Annotated in this window: 6 protein-coding genes; 1 reads left to right on the top strand and 5 read right to left on the bottom strand. The window is 43.6% G+C overall.

The window, feature by feature from the left end:
• Positions 1-127: 127 nt before the first annotated feature.
• On the bottom strand, positions 128-733 hold the full coding sequence (locus LGZ99_RS23975) for a BRO family protein (protein ID WP_262979805.1): 606 nt from the start codon (positions 731-733) through the stop codon (positions 128-130).
• A gap of 328 nt (positions 734-1,061) precedes the next feature.
• Between LGZ99_RS23975 and LGZ99_RS23970 the strand changes: the two genes are divergently transcribed.
• Positions 1,062-1,274: a KTSC domain-containing protein gene (locus LGZ99_RS23970; RefSeq protein ID WP_072008848.1), complete on the top strand. Its 213-nt coding sequence runs from the start codon at positions 1,062-1,064 to the stop codon at positions 1,272-1,274.
• Positions 1,275-1,309: 35 nt separating this feature from the next.
• Here the strand turns inward: LGZ99_RS23970 and LGZ99_RS23965 are convergent, their stop codons facing one another.
• From LGZ99_RS23965 to LGZ99_RS23950, 4 genes are all read right to left on the bottom strand, one after another.
• Positions 1,310-1,759 (bottom strand): lysis protein, encoded by a 450-nt coding sequence (locus LGZ99_RS23965; RefSeq protein ID WP_262979804.1) that lies wholly within the window; start codon positions 1,757-1,759, stop codon positions 1,310-1,312.
• Positions 1,756-1,980 (bottom strand): hypothetical protein, encoded by a 225-nt coding sequence (locus tag LGZ99_RS23960; protein WP_262979803.1) that lies wholly within the window; start codon positions 1,978-1,980, stop codon positions 1,756-1,758. Before LGZ99_RS23960 ends, LGZ99_RS23965 begins: the two co-directional genes overlap by 4 nt.
• 35 nt (positions 1,981-2,015) lie before the next feature.
• Positions 2,016-2,441: a lysozyme gene (locus LGZ99_RS23955; RefSeq protein ID WP_262979802.1), complete on the bottom strand. Its 426-nt coding sequence runs from the start codon at positions 2,439-2,441 to the stop codon at positions 2,016-2,018.
• Positions 2,428-2,604, bottom strand: a 177-nt coding sequence (locus tag LGZ99_RS23950; protein ID WP_262979806.1) for a phage holin family protein, incomplete at its 5' end; no start/stop codon positions are given. The genes LGZ99_RS23950 and LGZ99_RS23955, both read right to left, overlap by 14 nt.

Below are 2,604 nucleotides of genomic sequence, written 5' to 3'. Positions count from 1 at the left end.
CTGCTCGCTGACGAACTGCGACGATAGTGATCGACTGCCTTATCACTTGCCATGCCTGCAATAGATGAAGAAAAGCCGAGTCTGGTTAACTCGGCTTGTACATTATTCGCTATGAATTGCTCGTAGTTCATGCAGGTTCCCCATCTGGAAAGTCATCAAAGCCGGGCAACGCAAGCTGCGATAATTCCAGAATGGTTTGCTTGGCTTTGCGGAGTTTTTTTAGATGACGCTTGCGGAGGTTCATCATTTCACTACCTGGTCTACCAAAGTTGCTATAAGACCACTTATCAGCGGCCACCAGCCGATTCTGCATCTCACCAAGTGTCAGTGACTTTAAGCTTTCCATGTCCATCAAAGAGAGATCTGTCTGACTCTCCTTGTCTGCCAAATCAAGTAACCACCGACGAAGTTGTTTGGCTACTTCTGTATCAGCAAGCATCCCTAATAAATGAGCTCCCCGAACAGAAAAAATCCTAACTTTCTTACGAAGATTACGGTAACCCTTTGATTTTCCCGTGGGGGTCAAATTGGCCTCCTCGGCATCGATGGGCAGATTCACAGTCGTAGTCATGTCTTCCGAGAACTCATCTTTATTTCTCTTGTATAGCTTGTTGACTGATTTATCATCTTCGTATTCCAGTAGCTTGGTCATTTGTTTGCCGGTAAACCAGATTTTCCCATCGCCATTATCGAAAGGAACAATAGTGTGATTATTGAAAGTTAATGTGTTCATTGTGCTTTACCTTTTTAGAGATAGAGCCTGCCTCATAGAAAATCAGACCAAAGAATCAGCACAATACTGAATTTCTCAGGCTCTATTTCCTAAACAGGTTCTTTGGGTTTGAATGCGCATGAGGTGCGCGGTGAAATTCGGATATAAAAAAGCCCCGGATTAACCGAGGCTCATTGATTAGATATTCTTTATTTTGTGGATAACTTCACAAGATCTATAAAATCTTGGCATAGTTCTAACTTATGTCCGTGATCGTCTACAAAGTTATATCTCTTAAAGTGTTCTAATATTTCCTTGGGACTTTTCCCGCATAGAGGAGATTTAGAAATTGAATCGAGTTCCTGTTTCATCTTCAAACCTTCGTTCTGTTGGTTATGACCAAGCTACGAAAACATTGGAAATAGCTTTCCATAGTAGCGGAGTGTATCAATACTATAATGTTCCTTCTAATGTGTACCAAGGATTGATGAGCGCCCCATCAAAAGGAAAATACTTCCATCAGTACATCAAAGAAGTTTATAGATATAGCAAAGTAGGTTGATTAATTAAGCGAGGTTATGCCTCGCTTTCTGACTTTTACTGACACTGAGTTTTGATGTAGTCCTGCAAACCTTCTAATTGAGCCTGCATCGTCGTTACTCTTTCGATGAGAGTGAAATAATCCCTGACAACGGAGTCTTCCAATCTGGGGCTGGCTGCATCATCCAACTTGGAGGTGGCAGTGGCTTCACCCTGATGACAGGCGGCCGTGATACGCAACCGGCGACGACCAGCGGCAACATCATTGCGCAGAACATCAATTTCAGATTTGGCATTAGCAAGTTCCTTTGTATGCTTCACATCAAGCTCGTTTAGCATGGTGATGTGAGAGTTCTGATAGTCGATAGTGTCAGTGAGCTGCTGAATGTCTTCTTGCTGCTGCTTTGTCACGCGTTGCTCTCTCTGTAACTCAGAGTGATAGTAATACGCTGTCAGAGAGATAACGATTAATGCGAGTATCGTGTAGTAATGAGCGTTGAATTTCATGACCGTCTGCCAACAAATTGATTGTATTTCTCGTTTAAAAAAGAGAATCCAAAAACAATTGGCATAAGAATAATCAGTAGCGGCCACAGGAATGACATAAACATAATGACCCCAAACTCCTCAGGATCATTAGCGCGTTTTTCTATCAATGTAAAAATAATGAATGCAGCAATAACACCAACAAAATAAGTGACTGGAACCAGAATCTGAATAATGCTCATCACTCTTCCTTATAGTGTAGTAGTTCTGTTGAATTTCATGATAAAAACATCGTTCTCTCAGATGCCCGGCGAGCGTCTAGGCCCGGTAATACACGCCCACCAGCTTTATTCCACTCCATAAACTGACCCACGGCCCCGCGATAATCACCGGCATTAAGTTTCTTAAGCAACGTAGAACGGACGAAAGCACCGGTGCCACAATTGAAGATGAATGAACACAGCGCATCAAGCTGGCCCTGAGTCAACGGGACCTTAACATTGGCCTCAATCGTGAGGTAAACCGGCGCTAAGTCATCAAGTAAGAACTGCTCGGCTTGTTGCTCTGTAACCACATCACCGGGTTTAACCCCGCGAGTATGACCGTAGCCGATTGTCCAAACACCCGCGGGGCAACGATACGCAGTTAGATTGCAACCCTCATAGCCTTTCAACGCCTTAAGCCCTTTCTCACTGATTTGCATCAGATACCCCTGCTTTACGATTCAAAGCCCCACGCATCCATTGACCGAAAAAGTCAGTCCCCAGATAACCAATAATGACACTGCCGATATAAGCCAGGTCGGTACTCATATTTAAGAAGACGAGCAAGTCACGAATAAACCATGCGATAAGTGCGCACATCAT

Source organism: Photorhabdus temperata (genome assembly GCF_025384845.1).
Taxonomy (GTDB): domain Bacteria; phylum Pseudomonadota; class Gammaproteobacteria; order Enterobacterales; family Enterobacteriaceae; genus Photorhabdus; species Photorhabdus temperata.
Note: the sequence above shows the minus strand (reverse complement) of the source record. Positions and strands in the feature narration are given on the sequence as shown.

Excerpts from the sequence above, each read along its gene's own strand:
- LGZ99_RS23975 (WP_262979805.1), bottom strand. The coding sequence starts at position 733 with ATGAACACATTAACTTTCAATAATCACACTATTGTTCCTTTCGATAAT.
- LGZ99_RS23965 (WP_262979804.1), bottom strand. The coding sequence starts at position 1,759 with ATGAAATTCAACGCTCATTACTACACGATACTCGCATTAATCGTTATC.
- LGZ99_RS23960 (WP_262979803.1), bottom strand. The coding sequence starts at position 1,980 with ATGAGCATTATTCAGATTCTGGTTCCAGTCACTTATTTTGTTGGTGTT.
- LGZ99_RS23955 (WP_262979802.1), bottom strand. The coding sequence starts at position 2,441 with ATGCAAATCAGTGAGAAAGGGCTTAAGGCGTTGAAAGGCTATGAGGGT.